The 26,846-nt window shown below is 36.3% G+C and carries 22 protein-coding genes; 14 read left to right on the forward strand and 8 right to left on the reverse strand.

All coding sequences use genetic code 11. The features are described from left to right. Positions 1–5: 5 nt before the first annotated feature. Entirely contained in the window at positions 6–1,376 is a 1,371-nt protein-coding gene (locus MHB75_RS14185; protein ID WP_340998415.1) for a polysaccharide deacetylase family protein, read from the reverse strand. A 128-nt stretch (positions 1,377–1,504) separates the two neighbouring features. On the opposite strand from MHB75_RS14185, the gene MHB75_RS14190 reads away from it, so the two are divergent. Both MHB75_RS14190 and MHB75_RS14195 read left to right on the forward strand, forming a co-directional pair. Further along, positions 1,505–2,257 carry a threonine/serine exporter family protein gene (locus MHB75_RS14190; protein WP_068456248.1) on the forward strand — a complete coding sequence of 251 codons (753 nt, stop codon included), beginning with the start codon at positions 1,505–1,507 and terminating at the stop codon, positions 2,255–2,257. Positions 2,258–2,270: 13 nt separating this feature from the next. Further along, positions 2,271–2,723 (forward strand): threonine/serine exporter family protein, encoded by a 453-nt coding sequence (locus MHB75_RS14195; protein WP_068456244.1) that lies wholly within the window; start codon positions 2,271–2,273, stop codon positions 2,721–2,723. Between the two features lie 209 nt (positions 2,724–2,932). Here MHB75_RS14195 and bioB read toward each other — a convergent pair whose 3' ends face one another. The 3 genes from bioB to MHB75_RS14210 all read right to left on the reverse strand — a co-directional run bounded on the left by bioB (position 2,933) and on the right by MHB75_RS14210 (position 6,740). After that, positions 2,933–3,946 carry a biotin synthase BioB gene (gene bioB / locus MHB75_RS14200; RefSeq protein WP_340998421.1) on the reverse strand — a complete coding sequence of 338 codons (1,014 nt, stop codon included), beginning with the start codon at positions 3,944–3,946 and terminating at the stop codon, positions 2,933–2,935. Next, a complete protein-coding gene (locus MHB75_RS14205; protein WP_340998422.1) occupies positions 3,943–4,548 on the reverse strand; it encodes a biotin transporter BioY in 606 nt (201 codons plus the stop codon). The genes bioB and MHB75_RS14205 overlap by 4 nt, the downstream gene beginning before the upstream one ends. 161 nt (positions 4,549–4,709) lie before the next feature. Beyond that, the gene (locus MHB75_RS14210) at positions 4,710–6,740 is read right to left on the reverse strand and encodes an EAL domain-containing protein (protein ID WP_340998423.1); all 2,031 of its coding nucleotides are present in this window, start codon (positions 6,738–6,740) and stop codon (positions 4,710–4,712) included. A gap of 205 nt (positions 6,741–6,945) precedes the next feature. Here MHB75_RS14210 and MHB75_RS14215 point away from each other — a divergent pair, with 205 nt between their 5' ends. The 5 genes from MHB75_RS14215 to MHB75_RS14235 all read left to right on the forward strand — a co-directional run bounded on the left by MHB75_RS14215 (position 6,946) and on the right by MHB75_RS14235 (position 13,176). Then, entirely contained in the window at positions 6,946–7,872 is a 927-nt protein-coding gene (locus tag MHB75_RS14215) for a DMT family transporter (protein WP_340998425.1), read from the forward strand. A gap of 173 nt (positions 7,873–8,045) precedes the next feature. Further along, on the forward strand, positions 8,046–9,761 hold the full coding sequence (locus tag MHB75_RS14220; RefSeq protein ID WP_340998427.1) for an ABC transporter ATP-binding protein: 1,716 nt from the start codon (positions 8,046–8,048) through the stop codon (positions 9,759–9,761). Continuing rightward, positions 9,754–11,571: an ABC transporter ATP-binding protein gene (locus tag MHB75_RS14225; protein WP_340998428.1), complete on the forward strand. Its 1,818-nt coding sequence runs from the start codon at positions 9,754–9,756 to the stop codon at positions 11,569–11,571. Before MHB75_RS14220 ends, MHB75_RS14225 begins: the two co-directional genes overlap by 8 nt. Before the next feature lie 115 nt (positions 11,572–11,686). Beyond that, positions 11,687–12,550 carry a GNAT family N-acetyltransferase gene (locus MHB75_RS14230; protein WP_340998430.1) on the forward strand — a complete coding sequence of 288 codons (864 nt, stop codon included), beginning with the start codon at positions 11,687–11,689 and terminating at the stop codon, positions 12,548–12,550. A 20-nt stretch (positions 12,551–12,570) separates the two neighbouring features. Further along, positions 12,571–13,176, forward strand: coding sequence for a GDSL-type esterase/lipase family protein (locus MHB75_RS14235; RefSeq protein ID WP_340998432.1), 606 nt, complete (start codon positions 12,571–12,573; stop codon positions 13,174–13,176). A 60-nt stretch (positions 13,177–13,236) separates the two neighbouring features. On the opposite strand, the gene helD is transcribed toward MHB75_RS14235, so the two are convergent. Then, entirely contained in the window at positions 13,237–15,459 is a 2,223-nt protein-coding gene (helD, locus tag MHB75_RS14240) for an RNA polymerase recycling motor HelD (protein WP_340998434.1), read from the reverse strand. Between the two features lie 205 nt (positions 15,460–15,664). Between helD and MHB75_RS14245 the strand changes: the two genes are divergently transcribed. Further along, positions 15,665–16,390 carry a glycerophosphodiester phosphodiesterase family protein gene (locus MHB75_RS14245; RefSeq protein WP_340998435.1) on the forward strand — a complete coding sequence of 242 codons (726 nt, stop codon included), beginning with the start codon at positions 15,665–15,667 and terminating at the stop codon, positions 16,388–16,390. Between the two features lie 49 nt (positions 16,391–16,439). Here the strand turns inward: MHB75_RS14245 and MHB75_RS14250 are convergent, their stop codons facing one another. Together MHB75_RS14250 and MHB75_RS14255 are read right to left on the reverse strand one after the other, a co-directional pair. Then, entirely contained in the window at positions 16,440–17,468 is a 1,029-nt protein-coding gene (locus MHB75_RS14250; RefSeq protein WP_340998436.1) for a DUF2804 domain-containing protein, read from the reverse strand. Between the two features lie 115 nt (positions 17,469–17,583). Then, positions 17,584–18,207 carry a TetR/AcrR family transcriptional regulator gene (locus MHB75_RS14255; protein WP_340998438.1) on the reverse strand — a complete coding sequence of 208 codons (624 nt, stop codon included), beginning with the start codon at positions 18,205–18,207 and terminating at the stop codon, positions 17,584–17,586. A 120-nt stretch (positions 18,208–18,327) separates the two neighbouring features. Here MHB75_RS14255 and MHB75_RS14260 point away from each other — a divergent pair, with 120 nt between their 5' ends. From MHB75_RS14260 to MHB75_RS14270, 3 genes are all read left to right on the forward strand, one after another. Continuing rightward, on the forward strand, positions 18,328–20,529 hold the full coding sequence (locus tag MHB75_RS14260; RefSeq protein WP_340998440.1) for an MMPL family transporter: 2,202 nt from the start codon (positions 18,328–18,330) through the stop codon (positions 20,527–20,529). 108 nt (positions 20,530–20,637) lie between these two features. Continuing rightward, positions 20,638–21,234 (forward strand): nitroreductase family protein, encoded by a 597-nt coding sequence (locus tag MHB75_RS14265; RefSeq protein WP_340998442.1) that lies wholly within the window; start codon positions 20,638–20,640, stop codon positions 21,232–21,234. A gap of 178 nt (positions 21,235–21,412) precedes the next feature. Further along, on the forward strand, positions 21,413–21,814 hold the full coding sequence (locus tag MHB75_RS14270; RefSeq protein ID WP_141273945.1) for an AraC family transcriptional regulator: 402 nt from the start codon (positions 21,413–21,415) through the stop codon (positions 21,812–21,814). A 48-nt stretch (positions 21,815–21,862) separates the two neighbouring features. On the opposite strand, the gene MHB75_RS14275 is transcribed toward MHB75_RS14270, so the two are convergent. Then, positions 21,863–23,245: a dipeptidase gene (locus tag MHB75_RS14275; protein ID WP_340998444.1), complete on the reverse strand. Its 1,383-nt coding sequence runs from the start codon at positions 23,243–23,245 to the stop codon at positions 21,863–21,865. Positions 23,246–23,399: 154 nt separating this feature from the next. Here MHB75_RS14275 and MHB75_RS14280 point away from each other — a divergent pair, with 154 nt between their 5' ends. The 3 genes from MHB75_RS14280 to MHB75_RS14290 all read left to right on the forward strand — a co-directional run bounded on the left by MHB75_RS14280 (position 23,400) and on the right by MHB75_RS14290 (position 26,829). Further along, positions 23,400–24,536, forward strand: a complete 1,137-nt coding sequence (locus MHB75_RS14280; protein ID WP_340998445.1) for a PucR family transcriptional regulator — start codon at positions 23,400–23,402, stop codon at positions 24,534–24,536. 95 nt (positions 24,537–24,631) lie between these two features. Beyond that, entirely contained in the window at positions 24,632–25,525 is an 894-nt protein-coding gene (locus MHB75_RS14285; RefSeq protein WP_141273948.1) for a DMT family transporter, read from the forward strand. Positions 25,526–25,647: 122 nt separating this feature from the next. Next, on the forward strand, positions 25,648–26,829 hold the full coding sequence (locus tag MHB75_RS14290) for a phosphoenolpyruvate hydrolase family protein (RefSeq protein ID WP_340998448.1): 1,182 nt from the start codon (positions 25,648–25,650) through the stop codon (positions 26,827–26,829). Positions 26,830–26,846 lie beyond the last annotated feature (17 nt).

Below are 26,846 nucleotides of genomic sequence, written 5' to 3' on the forward strand. Positions count from 1 at the left end.
AGTTACTATTTTTTATAAACTCTTTTTTCAATGCTTAGCATTTCAGAAGCTGTTACAAATGTATAACCTTGTTGTTTTAAGTAACGAATCACTTGTGGTAATGCTTGAGCTGAACTTGCATGAATATCATGCATTAAAACGGTTGTATATTGTGTTTTTTGACTTTTCACATTCGCTAATGTTTGTTGCGGATTATGATGTTTCCAATCCAATGTATCGACATTCCATAAAACAACTGGCATTTTTGCGACTTTTGAAACATTCGCATTGTAAGAGCCATAAGGTGGACGGAATACTGTTGGATTTTTACCTGTTGCTTTTTTAATGGCCTGATTGGTTTTTTCAATTTCTTTTTTCACGTTTGCAGTCGATAGTAATACTAGATTTGCATGTGTTAAAGAGTGATTTCCAAGCTCATGTCCTTCATCTGCAATTTGTTTCACCATTTTAGGATTTGCGCGTGCTTGCGTACCTACCATAAAGAACGTTGCTTTTACCTTTTCACGTTTTAAAGTAGCTAAAATACTCTTTGTAGATGTTGTATTTGGTCCGTCATCAAATGTAAGAGCAACCGCTTTTTTCGGAATAGGTTTCTTTTTCTTTTGAATAATTTTCTTAACAGGTATTTGGAATTCTTTTGCTAAAGAAGAATTAATATTCTGAAGTGGTAAAGTAATTGTTATTGGCTGGTTAAATGAAGATGTAAAACTATCGGGATTTAAATAGAAGTATAAATTTTGATCATCGAGTGCAAAGTTTTCAAAATGACTAGCTTCTTGGTTGATTGCTAAGTCTTTTTGTTGACTTTTATTGAAATTTTGTACTTCTTTATGTTTTGCCAGTTCTTTTTGTGATAAATTCATAATATGTGTTAACTGCTCACCAGAAGGTATAACTTCCTTAATATCAATTAACTCATTCGCTGGCTGATCCACTGTAAACGTAATGAATTTTTGATCTTTTTTCTGTTTATCCTCTTGTAAACTTTGAGTTAAAACAAATGAGTAAAGGTCCTTATGTCTCAGTGTCATGTACGTCACATGCATCTGTGTATCTTTTGCGTATTTCCCTTTGAAAAAGTCTGTTTTCATCTCTTTAACGGCATCACTGATAGCTGTATTCAGTTCAGAAGCTCCTGTTTTTGGGTACTGAATTGTATAGCTACCTTGTTCTGTTTCATTTGTGACCGTCACCGTTTTAATAAATGGGTTGTCTGTTTCAGCTGTAGAGGTGTTTTCAGTTGAAGCGGCTAAACCTTTTTCAGAAGGACTTTTCAAGTTTAGCATGTATACTACAGCGAAAATAATAAGAGATAATAGTATACAAACAAGTAGTGAGTCAATTAATAATCTGTTTTTGAATGGTGAAGATTTCATTTTTTTTGTATACTCCTTTTCATAGTATTAGTTTAATATTACCATTATTTTACGGTTTATGGTCATATAAAGTGAGTAAATTTTATAACTTATAGAAAAATATATTTAATAGAGAGGACGTTTGAAATATGCCTCATAATAAAGAAGAAGAATTAGCAATTAACTGCTTTTTACTTGCAGGACGTTTGCTAGTTCAATGTGGTGCGGAAACTTATCGTGCAGAGGATACAATGTTGCGCATGGCACAATCACAAGGTTATCCAGATGCACAAAGTTTTGTGACACCTACAGGAATCATTTTTTCTGCAGGACATGAACGACCTACAAGGATTGCTCAAATTCCTAGTAGAACAACTGATTTAGAAAAAATTGCACAAGTTAATAATGTTTCGCGAAATTTAACTGCGCGAAATTATTCAATTGAAAAAGCTTATGAAGAATTGCAGCGAATTGAAAAGACAAATTTCTTTTTTCCTACCTGGGTCCAAATTCTTGCGGCAGCCATTGCTAGTGCCTGCTTTTTAATCCTATTTAGAGGTATATGGTCGGATATGCCGATTGCCTTCATTGCTGGCGGTGCAGGTTTTATCGTATTTATGGCGATTCACTCCTTAACCAAAGTTAAATTTTTTGCAGAGTTCACAGGTGCTCTTTTTGTAGGTGTTATTGCTTTCTATGCTGTGGAGTTCGGATATGGATCGCAACTCGATAAAATTATTATAGGGTCTGTTATGCCACTTGTACCAGGTGTACCAATTGCCAATGCAGTACGTGATTTAATGGCTGGACACTTCGTATCAGGTGTAGCAAAAGGTGTCGAAGCCTTTTTAACAGCTACAGCAATTGGTGCTGGTGTAGCACTTGTACTATTAACATTTTAAGGAGGCAAATCGATTGGAATATGTGATTCATATCATACTGAGCTTTATTGCAACTGCAACATTCGCAATTATTTTTAATGCACCAAAAAATACACTGTTTCACTGCGGTCTTGTTGGGGCCATTGGCTGGGGGATCTATTTAGTCTTCACCAATCATGGTGTAGATATTGTGCCTGCATCATTCGCAGGAGCATTTGTTATTGCCATTGTAGCACACATTTATGCAAAACGTTTTAAAACCCCAATGTTGATTTTCAGTGTAGCAGGGATTATCCCACTTGTACCTGGTGGGATGGCTTATAATACAATGCGTCATGTAGTGGAAAAAGATTATACACAGAGTATTGAATTTGCAGTAAAGACGAGTTTAATAACAGGTGCGATTGTGATGGGGTTAGTTTTTGCGGAGGTATTTATGCAATTAATTTTTACAGCACTACGACGTCGAAAAATACCTACGAAATAAAACGCATAGTGACTGTTTTTTATACGTACCCTTTTTTCTTCTATTGAGTATGTGTTTATTAAAAAGAAAAGAGGATGAGACATAAGTGTGAAAATATCATCTTATATGAGCATAAGAAAAACCGGAATCGCGCTGTGGCGCGATTCTGGTTTTTTGTTGCGAACTCTAAAAGGAAAATGAAATGTTTTGTCTCATCCTCGTCTTTTGTTTTAACTACATGAAGTAGTCATAGGCTCTTTTGATAGTGGCTCTAAATCAACTTCAAAACCTAAATCTTCAAGCATTTGCAAGTCAGATGATTCCTCTTGTCCACTCGTTGTTAAATAATCCCCGATAAAAATTGAGTTTGCTGCGTAAAGGCTAAATGGTTGTAAACTTCTTAAATTTACTTCACGCCCACCAGAAACACGAATTTCTTTCGTTGGATTAATCATACGGAAAAGTGCAAGGACACGTAGAGCATAAAGTGGTGTGACTTCTTTTGTTCCCTCTAAAGGTGTACCGTCTACTGCGTTTAAAAAGTTTACTGGAATTGAATCAGCATCTAATATACGTAAGCTTTTCGCCATCTGTACGACATCTTCTTTAGACTCTTTCATACCAATAATAACACCTGAACAAGGAGAAATACCCGCATTTTTCACTTTTTCAACAGTCCCCACACGATCTTCATATGTGTGAGATGTTGTAATATGTTCATGATGATTTTCTGATGTATTTAAGTTGTGATTGTAACGATCGACACCGGCTTCTTTTAATCGTTCTGCTTGCTCTGGTTTTAGAATACCAAGACATGCACAAACCGTCATGTTTGGATTTTCAGCTTTAATTTCTTTTACAGCATCTACTACAATATCTAATTCACGATTTGCAGGACCGCGACCACTAGCTACAATACAGTATGTTCCAGCTTGAACAACGCTTGCTCGTCTCGCACCTTCTACAATTTCTTCTTGCTTCATCATGGCGTACTTTTCAATTGGTGCTTTTGAAATAATGGATTGTGAGCAATAACCACAGTTTTCAGGGCAAAGACCAGATTTCGTATTAATAATCATATTTAATTTCACTTTATTACCATAGTAGTGGTAGCGAATTTGATAACTTGCTTGTAATAATTTAAGTAAGTCTTGTTGTGGCGTTTCTAAAATAGCTAGAGCTTCTGCATCCGATAATAAATAATTTTCTTCAATGATACGTGTAGCTAATTTTTCATAATTCATGACTTTCGAACCCCTTTCAAGATAAATTGCATACGGTAGGCAAAGAAACCAGATAATACAGATAAAATGATATCTTTTGGCAGAGGAGGCATCATCCACAACCAAGCAATTTGATATGTAAAGTTCTCAGGAGCTGCTGCCCATAGTTTATAAGCGAAGTACATCCAATTCGTTCCGAATACATAATTGATAATCATGGCTACAAGTGCTGCAGCAACATACATCATTTTCGTATTTTTCATTTCAATCATTTTTCCTGCAATATAAGCTGCAAAAATGAATGATACGATGAAACCAAATGTCGGACTTAGTACTTGGCTAAAACCACCGCTGAATCGTGCGAATACCGGTGCACCAGCTAAACCAATTAGCATATAGACTGTAACAGCGATAGCTCCTCGCTTACTTCCTAAAATTAATCCAGCTAAAATCGCGAAAAATGTTTGTAATGTAATTGGAACACCGCCAACAACCATGAATGGTGCAAATGATGTGATGTTCGCCCCAATCATCATCAATGTAGCAAACATAGCACAATAGACTAAATCTACAACGCGTAATTTCGTTTTCGACTTTGTCATCGTTGTTTGACTTGTTGTCATTTCTAAATCCCCCTCAAATGAGTAAAAATTGAACATGTAAGTTGTTCAATATCCAATTTAATACTTTTTCATAATTTGTGTCAACTTATTTTTATTTTAAGTTGACACAAATTATGAAAAAGACCTCAACTAATCTGCGAAGAAAAGTTGAGGTGCCTATTTTATAATAATTTGTTAGGAGTGAATAAAGTTTCGATGTCTTGTGGGACTTTAGGACGGCTTAATTGATAACCCTGAATTGCATCGCAACCAGCTTCTCGTAAAATCGAAACTTGTTCTTCAGATTCAACACCTTCTGCAACAACGCGCATGTGTAAAGAACGACCAAATTGAATCATCCCTTGAACTAGAGCGCGTGTTTTTTCTTGGTAGACAATTGGAGCTATAAAGGAACGATCAATTTTGAACTCTTCTAAAGGTAATAGTTGCATATAACGGAATGAAGCATAACCTGTTCCAAAATCATCTAATGAAAATTTAATTCCTTTAGCTTGTAATTTACGCATTTGACTAACAATTGATTCCTCTGCTTCTGCTTCAAGCGCAAATTTTTCTGTAATTTCAATTTGCAGTAAATGAGGTGGACATTGTGTATGCTCTAACACTTTTAAAATCGCATCAACCATATTTTTATCACGGAACTCACGAATCGATGTGTTAATACTAATACGAATTGGCGTACCTGCATTTGCCCATTCAACAGCTTGTTCACAAGCTTTTTCAAGCATGAAGCTACCAATTTGATTAATTAAACCGGTTTCTTCTGCAATTGGAATTAAAATATCTGGCGGTACAATCCCAATTTCAGAGTCTTCCCAACGTACAAGCGCTTCAACAGTTGTAATTTCATTGGTTGTTAAATCTTGTTGTGGTTGGTAAAGAACACGTAAATCTTTTTGATTTAAGGCAACTAACAAACGTTTTTCAATAATTGAACGTGTGCTTAGTGATTCATGGTCAGCTTTTGATAAGCTCATAATAAGGTTTCCACCTTCAGCTTGTACCTTTTGAATAACTGAATTAGAAGCTTTGAATAAATTACTAAATGTATTCTGATCTTCAGGGAATTTTGTAATTCCACCACTCACAGTTAGTGGGGTTGAGGTATTATCTAAATAGATTGGATGTTGTGTTAAATAAGATAAAAATTCTTGAATAAACCATTCTCCAAGTGGTGTTAAAACAACAAACTCGTTCACGCTAATGCGTGCCATCGTACTATCTTGGAAATACATTTTCATTCGATTTGTGAACTCTGTTACGAGTACAGCTTCTGTTTGTTCATCATAGATTTCTTTTAAAGAATAGAACTTGTCGATGCTTAAAAAGACAAATGTGAAGTGGTGACCTTCTTCAATCATCTCATTGACGATTTGTTCTAGACGGTAACGATTCATCAGTCCTGTTTCTTGATCGATGTAGGCGATTTGTTCTAAACGATTTTGTAACATTTTTTTATCAGTAATATCATTTTCTAAAAATAGATAAGAAGGGCGATTCTCTTTGTTTTTAGCAATTGGAATAGCTGATAATTCTACCCAATAAGGTTGTCCATCTTTTGTAATTTGTTCAACTTCACCATGCCATGTACGATTATTTTTCAGCGTAGACCAGATTTTATCCGCTTGTTTTGAGCCTTCATCTGTTTGTGGGAACATTTGCCATAATGGTTTCCCGATAATACGTTTTGGTGTCCATTTACTATATTTTAAAAAGTTCGAATTGGTTGCTTCAATTAAACCATTCTCATCAATTGACAACATCATGAAGGAATCATCTAAACCGGATCTTAAATAAGATAACTGTTCTTCAAAATTTGCATCAGAAATGTTACGATCAGATGGTGTCAAACTAATGACTAAATAAGGCTGATCTTGAATTGCCCAAACAGTAAAGAATGTTTTACATAATATGCGCGTTTGATCTTTTGTTATATATGTAAGGTAACCCATGTCACGTACTTCAGGTTTGTCAATTAATTGTTCAAAAATTAGTTCGTTTGTAGCGAGTTGATTTTGTTCAGCGAAAGGTACTGGATAACCAAGTACGTCATTCGCATCGTAACCTAAATATTTCTCAGCTGTATGGTTCCATAGAACGATTTCTCCGTCTTTATTGACAAGGAGAAAAGGCTGGGGTAACTGGTTAATTAATTCTTCTGAAGCTGGCAATAAGATTTCACTTTCTTTCATTTTATACAACGACTCCTTGAATTTACGGTATAGTTTCTATTATAAAGAAAAAAAGTATATAAGTCATTAGTAACAGACGATGAAATAAAAATAATTTATTTTACCTAATTTTGATTTGCGTTTAAGAAAATATTATTCAAAGGGATAAAAATACAAAAAAAATCGAAAAAAATAAGCAAAAAGATGTAAAGAAGGGGGCTTACAAATGAATCATACGACTAAGAGATTAAAGGGAATCATCATGATTATAATTGGTTCAATGCTTTGGGGAGCGACAGGACCTATGATGGAATGGGTATTATCATCTAGCTACATGAGTGTATCATTTATGCTAACAATACGCCTTTTATTGGCAGGTTTTCTCATATTATGCTTTTTAGTTGTGACTAAAAGAGATATATATGCTATTTGGAAACAACCTTATTGGTGGATTAAACTTGTGATTTTTAGTGTGTTTGGAATGCTCGGCGTGCAATATACGTTTGTTGCTGCGATTCATGCAAGTAACGCAGTTTTAGCAACATTATTGCAATTTTTAGCGCCTATTTTTGTTGTGTTATATGTGTCATTCTCACAAAAGATGTTTCCCCCGAGATATCAAATACTCGGTATTTTAGGGACTTTAATGGGTTTGTTCTTATTGCTAACAAATGGTTCTATATCAAACCTATTAGTAAGTCCTGTAGCGCTTCTTTGGGGATTAGGTGTAGGTTTGACGTTTGCTTTTTATACACTATACCCCACTTCTGTCATGAATGAATGGAGTGTACTCGTTGTCATTGGATGGAGCATGTTAATAGGTGGTTTGCTACTTGGGTTCTCAAAAGGTTTTTGGGAATTTAAACAATATGCGCTACTTACAGAAAGTGATACGAATCTAATGTTATTAGCGATTATTTTCTTCGGTACAATTGCCTTCATCCTATTTTTAAGTAGTATGAAATATATTTCGCCTGTTGAAACGAGTATCTTATCGAGTTTCGAACCATTAACTGCAATGTTTATATCGGTTATTTGGTTGGGAAGTGTACTTGCGGGCGTTCAAATCATCGGAATTATTCTTATGATTTTATGTGTTGTCTGGTTATCAATTGAAGGAAATCGACAATCGGTGAAGATGAAGGAAGAATAGGGAGGGAGTGGGTGAACCATTCCTTCTTTTTGTATATAAAGATATAAATAGTTTAGTTTAAAGTAATTTTTAAATCATGATTATAGCTATTTTTGAAGGCGAAACATTTATCTAGAGAAATGAAGTGAGAATATGTCATAATAAACAAATCAATGAAGTCGGGAAGGTGTCTTATGCGAAAAGTTTTTTCTTATATAGGCCCTTATAAATGGGCAGCTTTAGTGGCCTTCATGCTGATGTTAGTCGAATTAGCAGTTGAATTAGTACAACCACTCATCATGGCAAAAATTATCGATGAGGGTGTGGTCGCAGGGGATTTACATACAGTTATTTTATGGGGAAGTATCATGCTAGGGCTAGGTGTTCTTGCTTTTATAGCAGGGCTTTCAAATGGTTTCTTTTCAGGTCATGCAGCACAAAGTTTTGCGTATGACTTACGAGTTGCACTGTTTAAAAAAGTGCAATCTTATTCAATGCATAGCTTTTTAAAGATTCCTACATCGAGCATGATCACGCGTATTACAAATGATGTGACGCAAGTACAAAATATTTTCTTCATGTCATTACGTTTTATGATGCGTGCGCCTCTTGTTGTGATTGGTAGTCTAGTTATGGCCTTTTTAGTAAATGCTAAGTTGGCAATTTTTTTAGTGATTGGAATTCCGTTTTTACTTATTTTCTTATGGTTCATGGTGCGAAAAGGTGCTAGAAACTTTGGGAAAGTTCAAAGACGTGTCGACCAAGTGAATCGTAATATTCAAGAAAACTTACAAGCGACACGTTTAATCAAAGCGTATATGCGCGGTGTTTATGAATCGACTAAATTTAATCAATTAGCAGTCGCGTTAAAAACAGATACGATGAAAGCACTTCGTTTAATGGAACGTATTCAGCCCATTTTATTAATTGTCATGAATGGTGCTTTACTTGTTATTTTATGGCTTGGTGCAAAAGAGATTCAAGCAGATCGTATGCCTGTCGGTGATTTAGTCGCAATCTTCAACTACACGATGCGCATCACAGGAAACTTTAGCATGTTTGCGATGATTATTACGTTTTTCTCTCGCGCTTCTGCTTCAGCCAATCGCATGAATGAAATTTTATCGATGGATGAAGTGCAAACCGTTCAAGAAAATAAAGAACATAGCCCATACTATGTCGAAGCACGTCATATTACATTTAAGTATGATGAAGAAGGAAAGTCCATTTTACATGATGTATCGTTCGCAGCGAATCGCGGTGATACGATTGCAGTTATGGGTGCTACAGGTTCAGGTAAGTCCTCGTTACTCCAATTATTACCGCGTCTGTATGATGCAACGGAAGGTACGATATTTGTAGAAGGAAAAGACGTGAAGAGTTATGATCCGCATGATTTACGTCAAAAAATCGGTTATGTACCACAACGTTCTCTATTATTTACAGGAACGATTTTTGAAAATATTACGTGGGGTAATGAACATGCAACGTTAGAAGAAGTGGAGCATGTATGTAAGATTGCACAAATCCATGAGACCATTATGCGTTTTCCAGATGGCTATGAAACACGCGTAGGACAAAAAGGTGTGAATTTATCAGGCGGACAGAAACAGCGCATTGCGATTGCGCGTGCCTTGATTCGTCAACCAGAACTCTTTATTTTCGATGATAGTATGAGTGCGCTCGATTTAACAACTGAGGCGAAGTTATGGCAGGCATTGAATGAATACGAAGATGCAACACGTTTTGTAGTGACACAAAAGATTGCAACAGCGAAAAGTGCCACATGTATTTTATTAATGGATCAAGGTAAGGTAGTTGCACAAGGAACGCATGAGGAGCTTCTTAAAAATAGTGCACTTTACCGAGAGATTGTCGCTTCACAGCAGGAGGTGCGTACGAATGTTTAAAGCATTTCAATATAAACCGATTTTAACAAAAGAAGATATTCAGTCGCACCAAAAGAAAAAACGAGCGAAGACATCGAATATGAAAGGGACGATTAGTCGTATTTGGCAGCTTGTAGACGAACAGCGTATTCTACTACTCGTTGTATTAGCAATGGTCTTTCTAAGCTCTGTCGGTATGTTGCTAGGACCTTTATTAATTGGTCGTATGATTGATGAACAAATTTTACCGAAGAATTTAATTGGTATTGGTCCAACACTCATACTATTAGCGGGAATTTATATTATGGTGTCAATTACGTTATTTTTACAGAATTACTGGATGATTGGCATTGCCCAACAAACCGTTTACCGATTACGTACACAATTGTTTGAAAAGTATCAGCGTCTGCCGATTTCATTCTTTGACCGTAAACAACATGGTGATTTAATGAGTCGTATGACGAATGATTTAGATAATGTGAGTTCTACATTAAATAGTACATTCATTGAAGTGTTTTCAAGTGTACTCATTTTAACAGGAACATTCACCTTTATGATGATTTTGAGTCCGCTTTTAACCATTGTGACGATGATGATTATTCCGATGATGTTCTTAGCGACGAAGTGGATTACACGTCGCACAGGTCCATTATTTAAAAAGCAACAAGCGACACTTGGCGCATTGAACGGTATGGTAGAAGAAACAATCTCAGGACAATATGTTGTTAAAGCTTATTCGCAAGAAGAACGCATGATTCGCCAATTCGAGGAGAATGGTCAGCGTTTACGTCGCACAGGCTACTGGGCGAATGTCTACTCAGGTGGTATTCCGAAAGTGATGAACTTCTTAAATAACGTCAGCTTTGCGATTGTTGCAGGATTTGGCGGTTACTTAGCTTACAAAGGGCATGTCACAATTGGGATTGTCGTGATTTTCGTTGAATATGCTCGTCAATTTACACGTCCACTCAATGAATTAGCGAATCAATTTAATAACGTGTTATCTGCCATCGCAGGTGCAGAACGTATTTTTGAGATATTGGATGAGCCAGAGGAAGTAGAAGAAGGAACGAAGCCTTTAACGAAAAGACTGACGGGGAATATTACGTTTGATCACGTTGATTTTAAATATGATCCACAAAAAGAACCGTATATTTTACAAAATGTGAATTTTAATATTCACTCAGGTGAAACGGTGGCGCTCGTCGGTGCGACAGGCGCAGGGAAGACAACCATTATGCAATTAATGGCCCGCTTTTATGAAACAACTTCAGGACAAATTCGAATCGATAACCAACCGATTGAACAGATTTCGCGAGAAGATTTACGCAATCAGATGGCATTTGTTCTACAAGATCCGTTCCTGTTTGAAGCATCTATTTTAGAAAATATTCGTTATGGTCGATTGAATGCCACAGATGAAGAAATCATTGAAGCATGTAAACAGGCGAATGCCCATGCTTTTATTGAACAATTAGAAGATGGTTATCATCATGTATTAAAACCTGAAGCAAGTGATTTAAGTCAGGGACAGAAACAGTTATTATCCATTGCGCGAGCGCTTATTGCAGACCCTGCGATTCTGTTATTAGATGAAGCAACTTCAAGTATTGATACCGTAACGGAACTGCATATTCAACGTGCATTAAATCATTTAATGAAGGGCCGTACAAGCGTTGTCATTGCGCATCGTCTCAATACAGTGAAAAATGCAGATCGAATTTTTGTTATGGAACAAGGACAATTAGTCGAACAAGGTACGCCGAAAGAGTTAATCGAGAAGCAGGGAATTTACTACCGTATGTTGCAACAAGGGAAAGCAATTGAATAAAAGGTATGAGGAGAATCGAAAATTATCCGGTTCTCCTTTTCCATTTTCTTGAAAGTTGAACGAAAGGCGAATAGGACTTACAATAGGAGATATTCTATAAGGTAACGGTGATAAAATGAATGTATTTGCGATGAAGGCAACGTATCCACTCGATACATTGACACAACAAGAGCTAACTCAATTATGTGAAGATGCGGCGCTAACTGATGGTGTGAATTATTTGGAATGGATGCATGAACAAGATTGGAATGAGTGGGATACACTTGGTTTTTTTGTTTTTATCTATGATGAGGACCATGACCGCTTAGTAGCGGCATTGAGTGCTTTTGATGCATTTGGTTTACATGCATACGAATGGACGATGGTCATTGAACCTTCATATCGTTCAATTGGTTTAGAAGAAGTATTAATTGATGGGTTAAAGCATGGATTAGAAGAAAGACAAGCGACAGGTGAAATGGCGGTTGTCAATCAGCGTCAAGAGATGAAACAAGTTCTTGAACAACAAGGATATGTATATAGTTCATCAAAGCTTGAGATGATGACTGCTGCGCAACAAGAAAATGACGTGGAATTCAATGTACGTCCGTATCAACCAGACGATTTGCAAGTTGTTCAACAAATGATGTCGGATGGTTTTGGTGACTTACCTGAAGAAACAGAAGAATTTATTGCGCTCATGGATAAGGAATCGAGTAGTCACGTTTTTGTGGCAACACAACAAGATGAAGTCGTTGCGATGGTTACAACAGCAGTGTTGGAACGACAATTATGGATTACATCTTTTACAACACTAGCTTCCAAACGTCGTCAGGGCATCGCTTCAAATTTAGTGAAGTGGGTAAAGAATGAAGCATATAGACAACAACTTGAAAGTGTTAGATTAGAAGTAGAAACTGAAAATATCGAAGCACTTACTTTTTATAAACAAGCTGGTTTTGAAGTGGTGGAACAAGTCGATTATTACATTGTGAAATAAGCAGCAAAGAAGGGTGACATATGAAAATAGTTTGTTTTGGCGATAGTTTAACTGCTCGAAAAGAAGGTTATCCTAAGCCAATGTTGACGATGATGTTATCGGAAAAGGTAAAAGGGCATATATATGTGAATATCGGACTTCCTGGGAATACGACGGTGTCTGCGCGAGAGCATTTAAAATCAGAAGTTTTGGAAGAACATCCAGATGTCGTAACGATTCTTTTTGGGTCGAATGATTGTTCTGAAACGAAACAAATCCCTTTATCCATTTATGAAGAAAATCTCGCATTTTTTGTGAAAAAGATTGGTCCTAAAAAAGTCATTTTGATTACGCCACCTCCTGTAGACGAGCATAAACAAAAATATCGTACGAATGCACGCATTCACGAATATGCAGATGCAGTACAACGTGTAGCAGCACAGTATCAGTGTACATGTATTGATTTTTTTGAGCATGTTTATATACAACCGGATTATGAAAAATTACTCGTTGGAAAAAGTGACGATGGCTTACACTTCGGTGAAAAACTCTATGATCAACTTAGTGATTTAATTGCAGATGAGTTGAGAAAACGTGAACGTGAAGCAGAAAAATCACTCTGGCGAAAAATGATGGATAAGTTGTGAAAATAGATTACTAAAAGTAAAAGGAATCGTGCCACAAACAGCGCGATTCCTTCTTTTAATTTAATCCAATAAAAAATAATGTTTCGTCGGTGCTACAAGATGTAATTCATGCATGGCACGTGTTAACGCAACATAGAGTAATTTACGTTCTAGTGGTGTATCTTCAAAAGGTTCTTCACTCGCTACGAGAATTACTGCATCGAACTCAAGTCCTTTTGCCAGGTGACTTGGTACGACAAGTATAGCATCTTGGTCAATTTCCGACGTTTCATCTAATAGTAATGCAAGAACCTCAGCTTGTTGTAACTTCTTTGTTAGTATTTTTGCTTCTTTTGTCGATTTACAAATACATGCGATTGAGCAATGTCCATTAGATCGAATTTGTTCATTTATTGCATGAATCAACTGCGGATCAATTCCATGCATTTCATGGAATTCAGGAATAAGTCCATGACGTACAACCGGTTCGACAAGTGGTAAATTTTCATTCATCCCTTGAAGAATTGTATTCGCAACGTCCATAATTTCAATCGTTGTACGATAGCTTTTTTGAAGTGTCTTATAAGAAGCACGAGGGAATAGTTCACGTACAGGTCCCCAATTCGTGAGTGAACGATAGCTATGAATCCCCTGTGCTAAATCACCAACCATCGTGAATAAATCTGTATCGAGTCCATCTCTTAAAGCAGCTAATTGGAAAAGACTATAATCTTGTACTTCATCAATGAAGATAGCGCGCATTTTCCATTCATCTGAAATTCCTTTAATTTTGGCATGCAAGTAATAAAGTGCTGCTAAATCTTCTGTCGCATAACGCTCTTTTTGATGGAATGTTAAAAATGTATGACGTTCTTCTTCTGACCAGTTAGGTGTTAATTTAGCTAGAAGTATGTCATCAGTTAAAAGTTGACGATAGATTTTTTTAATATTTTGTTTTGAGAAAGGTTTCATATAACGTGTAACAAGTGTTTTTGCTTCTTTTTCAATTGCGGGAATGCGTATATCACGTTCATCAATCCAGCGCGTTACTTCTGCTTTTCGCTTTACTGGGTCAATGATGTTTAGCGCACGTCCTAAAATATCATCGTATTTACGATTCAAATCGTACAAAATCTTCTTTTTTTTCATCTGTACGGTACGTTGTACAACAGCTTTAATCTTTTGAATTCGTTTTTCAATTGGCAAGTAGGCATACTCCGTACGGAATAGTTTTAATAATTTTGTACCACGTAGTAGACGGTATTTTTCAAGAACGACATCTGTAAAGTGTTGTTCATACTGCGCATTCATTTCAGCAATTAATCTGTCCATTAAATCACGGTATTCGAGTGAACCTTTTAACTTGGTAATCCAGAGTACATCATCTTTTGCTTTTTGTTCGATAAGAGATTCAAGTAATTCATTCGGAGCAGTTAGTTTTAAAGAAAGTCCAATTGCTTTTTGTCCATATTCTTCATATGTTGTTTGGCAAATTGCGCCGACACCGAGTTCTGGAAGTATATCCGAGATATAATCGATAAAAAGTTTATTCGGTGCTAAAATCATTAATTTTTCTGCTTCGAAATGTTCACCCATTGTGTAGAGGAAGTAGGAGATTCTGTGAAGGGCAATCGTCGTCTTCCCAGACCCAGCCGCGCCTTGTACGATAATTGGTTGTTTTAAATGCGCACGAATAATTTCATTTTGTTCAGCTTGAATGGTTGAAACAATTTCAGTTAATCGAACGTCAGCTTTCCCAGCAAGTGCATCTTGTAGTAGCGCATCATTCGTCGTTAAGTCAATATCTCGTACATCAAGTAATTCACCATCTTCAATTTTATATTGGCGTTTAGAATAGAGGTGACCTTTATTTTCGATGTCATTCACCATATACGTTAAGTCGCCTAAACGTCCATCGTAATAGACATTTGCGACTGGTGAACGCCAATCGACAATAACGGGTTCTTGCGTTTCTTTATCGAATAGGGAGGTTTTACCGATATAGAGTTTTTCATCGGGTTCGCCTTCTTTTTCAAAGTGAATACGCGCAAAATAAGGCTTCGATTTAATTGCTTCGAGCCCTTCTTGTTGATTACTTGCCATATCAAAAAAGCGTGTATTCGTTAAAATATTTAAGTATCCTAAGCTGGAATCTAAGTAGTCGAGGTCTGCAATGGAGTTTCGAATGATTTCTTGTGTATTAGTTAAATCTTCTTCGGATTCATGCAGTAATTTTTCCATAAAGTTTTTCACATAAGTGAGATGTTGTGCTTCCTGTTGAAAATCAGGATGTTGTTCAGACATAAAAGAATCCTCCCATCGAAATATCGTTTTTGAAACGTAATGGAATGCTTGACACGGCCCTTCATACTGCTTCAATCCCTTTAATAAAAGGATAAAAACGGCTTTCTTTGGTAGAGTGACAAATACTATCATACGTTTTTTAAAAAAGATTTGCAAAAACGAGGAATACCTTTCATGATGTAATGGAAGATAGGAGAGAAAAGATATGAAAATTTTTGCCCATCGAGGTTTCTCAGGTGATTATCCTGAAAATACATTACCAGCTTTTGAAGCAGCATCAAAACTTCCAGTAGAAGGAGTTGAATTTGACGTACAGCGTACAAAAGATGGTGTACTTGTTGTTCATCATGATGAAAAAATTCATCGTACATCGAATGGTAAAGGACATTTGAAAGACTATACATTTTCAGAGCTTCGTGAACTTGATTTTGGTAGTTGGAAAGATAAAAAGTTTAAAGGGACACAAATTCCGACACTTGGAGAGGTATTACGTGTCTTCAAAGATACACATCATCTCTTAAATATTGAGATTAAAACAGATGTGGTGGATTATCCTGAAATTGAACAAGCGATTATGGAACAAGTCGATTACTTAGATATGACAGATCGTGTCATCTATTCATCATTTGACCATGTGATGGTCGAAAAATTATTGCGTATAGCACCGAATAATATAACAGCTGCGCTATTTAAAAAAATTTTAGTGAACCTACACGAATATGGTGAAAAAATTGGTACGAAGCATTTACACATTTCATTGAATGCGGCTAAAAGAGGTGTAATTCGTGAAGATATTCAAAAGGGAAGTATATTCCGCGTATACACAGTTAATAAAATAGAAGACTACGATGCAATGGAGAAATTAGGGGTGGAGGCTGTATTTACAGATGTCCCAGATGCTTTATTAAAGCATCGGAAAAATAAATCATAATAAAAAGAGTCACACTGTTTTTAAAATTCAGTGTGGCTCTTCATATATATTACCATTTTGCTTTATGCACTTCTGAAGCACCAAGCATTTGTCGAATCGGAAGAATTTGTCCGTTTTCAAACTTAACGAAGCCTTCAAAGTATCCGAATAGTTGGTGGACAGTTGATTGGACAAGTTTTGCATCGGTTTTTGCAACACGTTCAAAAAACGGTTTGAACGTTAAGCGTACGTCATTTGAAAACTTGGTTTGAATCGTCCACGGCTTCATCAAGTCTTGCTCGTCATATTTGAAAATGACATCTTCATGTATTTTAGTCATTTTTCCGTCAAAGAAAAAAGCATTCTCTGTCATACCTGTGCCATCTGTCCATTGTCCACCAAAGTTTAGCCCAACACGATGATTACGACAGCGCTGTGATGCCATCGCCCAGTTCCAAGTAGATTCTCTCGGCCATACACCGCGACCGTAGTCGAGTACAGCGTAAGAATCGCGACGATCGAATGCGTAGCGACGATCACCAATTTTTACATAACCTTCTGTTGGTAATGTATGATGTTTTGCGGTGAATTGGAATGTTTGGCGATTCCAAGGAATGACAACATTGAGTGATTCATCTTCCTCTAAATGGTGAATGGTCAAATCAGCATGCAGTAGCTCACCATCAAAATCAGGAATTGTAACGGTTATTTGTGTTTCTTGATAGCCATCATAGAGAAACTGAATTTTCATTTCACTATGATTGCAAATCGTTGTATCGAGTACGTGTTCAGACATCTTTGGTTTTTTACCGAGTGGTGACATCGTAATTGTTTTTTCGAAAAAACGTTGTGTTTCATAATCTAATACATAAACAAAGCAAACGGTTGCATAATCAAGATGACTAATAGCTGCTGAGAACATTAAATCATCCCCATATACACACCAATAATTCCACTTTTTCTTACGCATGAAGTGGCCCTTTAAATTACTTTGAATTAAAGGTTTTCGTGCATAACCAATCGCAGCAGGATTCAAATTTCCTTTTGCGTCACATAATTTAATTGTGTTTAAAATTTCATTTTCTGCATGCTGAACCACTTCATAACATCCTTTCCTAAAAAATTATTCCGTACAATTTAGTTGTTACTTGTATTGTATCAAAAATTAATTAAAAAAAATGATTTCGTGAAAAAAATAAAGGAATTTTTTTCAATTATTTGCTACTATGAATGCCATTCCAGAAAAATGTTGTAATTTCATGTGCAGTTTCTTCAAGAGAGTTGAAAAAACCTTGCCCATTTGAATCGGTAAACTTACTTAAATTGAGAAGCGATAAAAATAAATGTGCCATAAATTTCGTACTCTTATTCGGGAGAACACCATTCTCTACTTCTTTTGCAAAACAAGCTTCAATTGCATCGTGCATGGCATCTTCAGAGGCTTGAATTCTTTTTAATTGGTCTTCTGATAGGCTTGATGATGCTTCACGAATAAATGTGTGAATATCGATATCGACAGTTGCGCGTGTAAAAATAATAATTAGTTGTTCAAGTCGCTCTTGAAAGGGTATATGTTGAGATAGAATCTTTACAGAACTTTGACGTACCGTCGTCATTAAAGATTCAACAGCAGCTGTAAATAATTCTGCTTTTGTTTTGAAATAATAATAAACAGTGGCTTTTGTGACATTACATTTGAGTGCTACTTCGTCCATTGATGTATTTTTATAACTATATTGTAAAAAAAGTTGGATGGCTGTATTTAAAATATGGGTTTTTGTAGGGATTACACGATCTTCTTGCTTAGGGCGACCTAAATTTTTAGGTGAAACTGACATAGTGAAGCCCTCACTTTCTAATAGAATTTAGAGGTTATTATATCATATTTTAAAATTTTATTTGATTAATTAACTATAGAGTATATATAATGAGAGGGGATAAAAAAGGAGTGAGAAAATATGCGAAAGCACCCATTAGAACAATGGGGCGCGTTAGTAGCAGGTAAAAAAGGACGTTGGATTACATTAGCTTTTTGGGTTCTACTCGTAGCGGTATTATCATTTACACTTCCTCAAATTAATAGCGTGGAAAGCAACAACGCAGAAAATTTACCTTCAAACGCAGCTTCAAAAGAAGCGGAAGAAGTTATTAAAGAACAATTTCCAAATGATTCAGGTACTCCATTATTACTTGTTTGGCACCGCGAGGGTGGTTTAAATCAAGAGGATTACGCAAAAATTCAAAAATTATATAAAGATTTAGAGAGCAACCCCGTACCACATCAGGCAACACTTCCTCCATTTGGTAAATTACCACCACAAGCTTTAATGAAATCAGCTTCAGAGAACGGGTCTACACTTGTTACACCTGTATTCTTTGATCAAAAATCAACAACGGAGCAATTACAAGTTGGTTTAGATGATATTAAAAAGCAAGTGAAAGATTTAGATGTTAAAACAACAGGTAGTTATGATAATAAAGACGAGCTGAACCTTCGTTACTCAGGTCCTGTTGGAATTGCTATTGACGCAACAGGTCTATTTAAAAATGCAGACTTTAAATTATTAGCAGCAACTGTATTACTTGTATTAGTATTATTAATTTTAATTTATCGCTCACCATTATTAGCGATTATTCCATTAATTGCAGTAGGTCTAGCATATGGTGTGATTTCACCATTACTTGGACTGATGGCAGAGCAGGGATGGATTGATAAGGACGATCAAGCAGTGTCCATCATGACCGTTCTATTATTCGGGGCAGGAACCGACTACTGTTTATTCCTGATTTCAAAATATCGTGAAGTATTATTAAAAGTAGAAAATCGTTTTGAAGCGATGAAGATTTCGATGAAAGAATCGGGTGGCGCAATTATGATGAGTGCTTTAACAGTCGTAATCGGTCTTGCGACATTAGGTTTAGCGCACTATGGTTCATTCCATCGATTTGCTGTACCATTTAGTTTTGGCGTTCTAATCATGGGAATTACGGCACTAGTTGTACTACCAGCTATTTTAGTGATCATTGGTCGCGTGGCATTCTTCCCATTCATTCCGCGTACAGAAAACATGGCGCAGGAAGTAGCAGCGAAAAAAGGCAAAGCACCAAAACAACATGCACCGCAGCACCGCATTGGTAAGAAGGTTGCACATCTTGTTACAGGTAAACCATGGGTAATCATTATTATTACAGTTGTATTCTTAGGTGGTCTTGCAGCATTCACACCAAAGATTAACTATACGTTCGATTTACTATCATCATTCCCAGATGAGACAAATTCACGTGAAGGTTTTAAACTAATTGAAGATAACTTCTCAGCTGGTGAACTTGCACCGATGAAAGTCGTTGTCGATACAAAAGGCAAAGATGTTAACTTAAAAGAGAATCTTGGAAAATTAAGTTACGTGAGTGAAGTAGCAGCACCACAACAAAGTGAAAAAGATAAAAACATTCAATTATACGAAGTAAGTTTAAAAGATAATCCTTACTCAGCAGAAGCTCTAGAAACTGTACCGAAGATTACAAAAGCAACAGAAGGTTTCTTGAAAGATGCAAAAGTAGAAGACGGTAAAGTATGGGTAGGCGGCGAAACAGCTTCACAATATGATGAGAAAGAAACAATCTCTCGAGATGAATCTGTGATTCTACCAACGATGATTGCGTTAATCGCATTACTATTACTTGTATATCTTCGTTCGATTACAGCAACAATCTACCTTGTCGGAACTGTTGTATTATCATTCGTTGCAGCACTTGGCGCGGGTTGGATTGTTCTACATTATGTTTTAGGATTCGATGCAATCTCTGGTTCAATTCCACTATATGCATTCGTCTTCTTAGTGGCACTTGGTGAAGACTACAATATCTTTATGATTTCTGAAATTTGGAAGAATCGTAAAAATGGTAAGCCGCATAAATTGGCAATCCAAGAAGGTGTCATTCATACAGGAAGCGTTATTACATCAGCAGGTTTAATCTTAGCTGGTACGTTCGCAGTATTAGGTACATTACCAATTCAAGTACTTGTACAGTTTGGTATTGTAACAGCTATCGGTATTCTAATGGATACATTCATTATCCGTCCATTACTTGTACCAGCACTAACAACAGTTATGGGACGTTACGCTTACTGGCCAGGAAAGTTATTTAAGAAACAATAAATAGTAGGGTAGCTAGGGGAAATATTATATTTGAACCTAGCTGCTTTTCTAATTTACAACGATTTTACATAATGGTTATCATATGCAACTTCTTATTTTTTTCAGCATATGATACAGTTAAATTACATGAAAGTGAAGGAGTTGGACATTATTCTTACTGTTAAAGAAGTTATTCGTAATCGTCGTTCAATTAAATTATTCAATGGTAAACCTGTTTCAAAAGAAGCACTATTAACCATTTTTGATGATGCTAAATGGGCTCCAAACCATGGTAACCGTCAACCGTGGCGTATCGTATTAGCTACAGAAGATGGACTACTACGATTAAATACGGTTATTCGTGATGTTGTTGTACCGAACTGGGAAGAACTATCTGTAGAAGAACTAGCGAAAAAGATGGTGAAGTTTACAACACCAGGTGCTGTCGCTTTTGTCATCATGCCAGAAGATTTGCGTCAAAAAGAACGCCTAGAGGATTTTGCGGCAGCAAGTAGCTTTATTCAAAACATTCAATTGCTTGCGTGGGATGAAGGAATTGGTTGTTGCTGGAAAACACCAGGTTGGTTAGAGAAACCGGAGTTCTTGAATAAATTAGGTGTAGAAGCAGGCGAAAGACCGATTGCGATGTTGCAATTTGGTTACTTTGATACAATTCCTGCTGAAAAACCAAAAAAATCTATTGAGGAATTTGTGACATTCTTTTAATAAAAATCTTGTGAATTTGAAGTTATTTCTAAAGTAGAACGAATATTTTCCGAATGTATAAGTAGGAAGATACAACGTCTATGGAGGAAATAGCTTCCTTTTTTTATATCTATATACTCGTTTTCTACTTGTAAAAGAACGTTTGTTCGTATATTATAAAAATAAGGAGATGAGAAGGATGATTCAATTGAAGTCAATTTGTGAGATTCGTACGAATAATTTCCATGATCCGGACATGGCGATGAAGTTCGACCAATTATGGAACGAGGCCACACCTTACAAGCTAGATGGCACTGTTCTTTATGGTGTATATAGTCAATATGAGAATAATTATAAAGGTGATTATACAGTAGGTGTATATCGCGAAAGTCAAATTGGTGACTTGAATATTGATGTCAATACAGCCTATAAAAGCTATGTAGTGGATCATCATGATCCGATGGGTGTATTTAAAACATGGCAAAAGATTTGGCAAGAAGAAGAAGAAGGTATTATCAATCGCGCCTATACATACGACTTTGAAAAATATGAAGCAGATGGTACGATTACGATTCATATTGCGATTGATACATGTCTATAATGATAAAAAAGAAACAGCCTCGTTATAATCGAGCTGTTTCTTTTTTTATTATTTTTTGTAATCTTTGATTTCGTGGAAGTAATCACTTACGACACGTAGACCTTTATCAAAGTTTTCTAAGTGGAAGTGTTCGTTAGGTGCGTGAATGTTTTCTGTTGATAGTGCGAAGCCCATCATAACAACAGGTGCGCCTAAAATTTCATCAAATGTTGAGACGATTGGAATCGAACCACCTTCACGTACATAAGCTGTTTTTGCGTCATATTGCGTTTCATATGAACGACCAGCTGCTTGAATGAGTGGGTGATCCATCGGTGTGATGAACGGTTTACCTTTATCAAATTCAGCTACTTCAACGTCTACACCAGCAGGTTTGTTCGCTTCAATATGTTTACGAAGAAGACGAACGATTTCGTCTGGATCTTGGTCTGGAACAAGACGACATGTAATTTTTGCGCCAGCTTGAGCAGGAAGAACGGTCTTAATTCCTTCACCTGAGAAGCCACCGAATACACCGTTTACTTCAAGTGTTGGACGGGCAGAAGTTTGTTCTAAATAGGAGAAGCCTTCTTCACCGAATAATTCTTTTACGCCTGTTTCTTCTTTAATATCTTCTTCACTGAAGTCTAGTTCTGCATAAGTTGCGCGTTCTTCATCTGTTAATGGGCGCACAGAATCGTAGAAACCTTCTACAGAAATCGTACCATGTTCATCATGGAATGAAGATAATAAATCAGCTAATGCATGGATTGGGTTTTGTACACCGCCACCGTAAACACCAGAGTGTAAGTCGCGTTTTGAACCTTTTACTGTAATTTCGATACCTGCTAAACCACGAAGTGCATAACATACAGCTGGTTTACCAGGACCGTATAGTGCTGTATCTGAAATTAATACAACATCTGTTGCTAATTCTTCTTTATGGTCAGCGATGAATTGGTCTAAATGAACGCTACCGATTTCTTCTTCACCTTCGAAGATGACTTTCACATTAACAGGTAATTTTTCTTCTGTTTGTAATAAAGCTTCAAGTACTTTGACATGCATGAATACTTGACCTTTATCATCACTTGAACCACGTGCGTAAATCTTGTTGTCACGAATTTCAGGCTTAAATGGTTCTGTATCCCATAGCTCAATTGGGTCAACAGGTTGTACGTCATAGTGACCGTAAACAAGAACGGTTGGACGACCTTCAGCGTGTAACCATTCAGCCGTTACAACAGGATGTCCTGGTGTTGGTTGTACTTGTACATTTTCCATACCTGCTTTTTCAAGCAAGTTTGCTAAATAATCAGCAGCTGTTTGCATATCTGTCTTATGTTCAGAAAGTGAACTAATACTTGGAATGGCTAAAAATTCTTTCATTTCTTCTAAATGCTTTTCACGATGATTTGTAAAATATTGATCGACTTGTTGTAATTGATCCATTTAAAATCCCTCATTTCTAACGTAATTAGCTCTAGTATAACATATGTTTCGATAGGCGGAATATTTGGAACGTTCATAGATATAACTGGAATACTGTTTAAGTTAAAAAGTACAATAAAAAAAGGAAAGTTAGTTGGAGGTGGAAGAAATGGTCATGACCGTTCAGAATTTTTTAGAATTACCGATTACAAAGGATTTTGAGGTTGTAGCAGGGGAAGATTTTCTACACAAAAAGATGAAGAACGTTGAAATTTTAGACTTTGAGTTTATTAAGGGCTTTGAAGGAACGCGTGAAAAGATGTTCACAGAGGATAGTCTTGTGTTGACAAGTTTGCTATTTGCACAACATGAACCGGAACTACTGATGGATATGGTAGAACGATTTGCGGACCTACATATTAGTGCATTCGCTTATAAGCCAGTGATTTATAAAGATTTACCATCTGAAGTTTTAGAATTAGCAGTGGAAAAAGAGATTCCTGTTTTAAAATTCGGCGGTGATGAGTTTTTTGAAGATATTATTTTTCAGGCGATGAATTATCGTACACGTGCTTCACAAGTCGAATTTTTAGAGACAACGGTTGCTCGTTTAATTGAAGATGATTTAGACCGCGAAACACAATCTACACTTATGCGCCAATTGAACCGACCTTTTGAGACATATGCATATGTAGTGAGTATTTCAAGTCCGCACATTGCTTCATATAATTTATTTCGTTTAGAACCTTTTTTACGTACAGGATTAATTACTCGTTATAAACAGCAAATGATTATGGTCATGACGAATCATAGTTCATCAGCGCCTTTTTATGAAAGGATGATGGAGATTTTACAAATTTGTAAAAAGGAATTAGCGCCAATCCAGATTGGTATGAGTAATGTTCATGAAACAGAGCAAGATTTAGCAAAAGCATTACAAGAAGCGTGTTACGCTAATATTTTTGCGAATCTTTATAACCAAGCAATTTTTTCATACGATACATTGAAAACAGAGAAATTATTAATTGAATTAATGAAAAAACAACCTTCTTTCGTTAAAAGATATATAGATGAATGGATTGAACCGTTAGAGGAGTGGGATCACTTTTTAGAAACAGCCATCTCATATGTTTTACAAGAAGGGAATATTAAAGCTGTTGCGGAGTTACACTATTGCCACCCGAATACGATTCGTTATCGTATTACAAAGATGAAGACGATTTTATCGCCAGAAGTAAATGACATGCAGTTTTTTGAGCAATTATCTGTTGCAATTAAGTTATATCTGTTAAAAAAACATTTAGATTTGTAAAAAATACAAAAATAATTTAATTTTTTTAGAAAATACATGAAACATTTTGTTCTCTTTACATGATATGCTTACAAAAGCTAAAAGGAGGAGAACGAATGAAACAACATATAGGTGTACTTATGTTGATGGTAACAGCAGTTGTTTGGGGCAGTGGATTTGTTGTCACAGATATCGGTTTGGATTACCTCAACGCCTATCAATTAATGGCTGGGCGATTCATATTAGCCGCTATTCTACTAATTATTTTATTTGGTTATAAATTTAAAAAAATAACGAAACGTGTCATTTGGAAGGGAGCGATTTTAGGCGCTATTCTTTATACAGGTTTCGTGTTACAAACAGTGGGTCTTGAATATACAACACCATCTAAAAATGCTTTTTTAACAGCTGTGAACGTATTAGTTGTTCCGTTAATTGCCTATGCAGTGTACAAGCGTAAAGTTGATCGTTTCGAAGTGATTGGGGCAGTTACAGCATTAATCGGGATTGCGCTACTCTCATTGCAAAGTTCATTCACAATGAATATTGGCGATATTTTAACGCTATTATGTGCGGTTGCTTTCGCGTTTGATATTTTTTATACGAATAAATTTGTTCAAAATGAAGATGCTATTTTATTAACGATTATTCAATTTATTTCAGCAGCAGTAATTAGTGCTTTATTCGTGCTAGTAAGAGGTGATGTCCCAACAAGTATTGAAAGTGTTGGAACAGGCGGTCTATTCTCGATTGTTTATCTCGCCGTATTCTCTACAATCGTGGCGTACTTATTCCAAAACATCGCTTTCAAATATACATCTGCAACACAGGGAGCCATCATTTTATCGATGGAATCATTCTTTGGTATGGTTTTCTCGGTCGTATTTTTGCATGAAGTATTAACAGGACGTATGGTAATAGGCGCTGTGCTTATTTTAGCTGCCATTATTTTCTCGGAAGTCAAACCGACATTTGGAAAAAGACAGCCAAAATTATTAAAGCCAGATTAAATGAGAAAGAGGAATCTCGTAAGACGGGATTTCTTTTTTATTGTAAAACATTAGACTTTGCATGGTGTAGTTCGTCACAATCTACTAAACTAAAAAGAGAGGAAAAGATAAGGGGCGATTGTATGCGTGATTTAGTTACACATTTAAAGCAAAAAGTAGCGCAACATGAACCGATTATTGCAGCGGCAGTTGGTGGTGGACTTGTTGCTAAAAGTGCAGTAAAAGGTGGCATTGACTTTTTATTAGCGCTAAGTGCAGGGAAGTATCGGCAAATGGGTGTAGGTTCTCTCGGCAGTTTTTTAGCCTATGATAATAGCAATGAACTTGTCATGGAATTTGCAACGCGTGAGCTACAAAAAGTAGCGCAGAATATTCCGGTCGTTTTAGGCGTTCAAGCAACCGACCCTACAATTAATTTACATGCGTACATAGATGAAGTCGCGGTACGAGGCTTTCAAGGAATTAATAACTTTCCGAGTGTTGGCTTAATTGATGGGCAGTTTGCGGAAGCTTTAGAAGAAGCAGGTATGAGTTATGAACAAGAAGTTGAAGCGATTCGTTACGCACATGAGAAAGGGCTATTCACAGTCGCGTTCGTTTTTAATGAACAGCAGGCGATGAATATGTTGGCTGTCGGTGCAGATATTATTTGTGTTCATCTTGGTTTAACAGTCGGTGGGCATCTCGGCGCAAAGCGAATTCAAAATTTACAAAGTGCTAAACAGATGGCACAGCGTATTTTTGAACGTGTAATCGAACAAAATCCATATGTCATTCGTATGATTTATGGTGGAATCATTAATAAGCCCATTGACGCGCAATTTATGATGACAGACCACTTAATTCAAGGCTATATTGGTGGCTCTACATTTGAACGTATTCCAACGGAGTATATTGTAGAGGAGATTACAACTTCTTTTAAACAGTTACAAGATTTTCAATATGATGACGTCACACAGAAAGTAATTGATGGTATTAATCATGTGCATGACTATGTGAATACAACGAAGAAGTATATTGCACTTTATTATGCGCAACATATTACGCTCGAAAGAATGGCACAGCAATTAAACATTAGTAGCACGCATTTAAGTAAACAATTTAAAAAAGTGGTCGGCATCTCCTTTCAGCGATATTTAATCGAATACCGTATGAATCGTGCAGTTGATTTAATGAAAGACCCACAACTTCCGTTATTCTTAATTGCCGAAATGGTTGGGTATACGGATTATGCTCAATTTAGTAAAATGTTTAAAAAAGTAAAAGGAATAGCACCAAAGGAATATATAAAGACAACTTTGTGATTGATAAACACATGTAG

This window comes from Kurthia sp. FSL E2-0154, from assembly GCF_038003625.1.
GTDB classification, from domain to species: Bacteria; Bacillota; Bacilli; order Bacillales_A; family Planococcaceae; genus Kurthia; species Kurthia gibsonii.